The 1,007-nt window shown below is 68.0% G+C and carries 1 protein-coding gene; it reads left to right on the forward strand.

All coding sequences use genetic code 11. The features are described from left to right. The coding region (locus tag HH308_RS29285; protein WP_170197819.1) for a DUF222 domain-containing protein at positions 1-1,007 on the forward strand (1,007 nt) is incomplete at both ends.

A 1,007-nucleotide genomic window follows, 5' to 3' on the forward strand; every position in this document is an offset into this window, starting at 1 on the left:
CATCGCGCGGCGGGTGGGGCGGGGATCGTGGTCGGGGAAACGGTTGGATGCCCTGGTGGATTCGGCGATCTTCCGCCACGACCCCGACGCCGTCCGCAGACGCCACCACCACGCCCGCGCCGCCCGCACCGTGACCACCGATCCCCTCTCCGATGGGATGGCCGAACTCCGGACCACCGCCACCGTGGAGGATGTCGCGACGGCGTTCGCCGCCATCGACGCGCTGATCACACGCGTCTGCTGCAGCAACGATCCGCGGCGTCGGGGGGCGCGGCGCTCAGATGCGGTGATCGCCCGGCTGCACGGGGTGGCGTTCGAATGCGACTGCGGCGACCCCAACACCTGTACCGGCGACCCCGACGACACCGCGGCAGGGGTGTCGCAGGCGCAGGTGGTGATTGCGCTGCACGTGATCACCGAACAAGCCACCCTCACCACCACCCCCGACAGCCCCACAGATGATGGGATGGGTTACGTCGACGGCTACGGCATCATCACCGGCGAACAGGTCCGCGACATCGCCGACCGCCCCGAGACGAAGATCAGCTACTTCCCCAACCCACCCACCACACAACCCGAACCGCCAACAGACACCGATGGAGTCTTTGACGGCGAGCCGGAGCTGGGGCTGGACTTGGATTTCGTCGAGGCGGCGTCTCCGACCGTGACGGACTCGGAATCATATGAGGCCGAGCCGGCAGCCGCGGCGGACGAGACCGAACCGGCCGCTGACACGAAACCCGAACCAGAAACTAGCCAAGCAGCCACGCCAGAGCCGCACGCGGCGCCGACGACGGCCACTGAACCCCAACCCGAACCCGAACCCGCAGCACCAGTTGACGAACCAGAGCCGCGCGACGCGGCCACCCTGCAGCCCGAACCAGAAACGGCAGAAGCAGAAGCAGCGTCAGCGCCAGCGTCTGAGGCTCCGGCGTGCTACCGCAAGCCGAAACTGCCGTTGCCGTGTCTGCCGTCGGATCCGTATCGGTTCTCCACCGCGTTCGACA

The sequence above is a fragment of the Gordonia asplenii genome (assembly GCF_012933505.1).
In the GTDB taxonomy this organism is placed as follows: Bacteria; Actinomycetota; Actinomycetes; order Mycobacteriales; family Mycobacteriaceae; genus Gordonia; species Gordonia asplenii.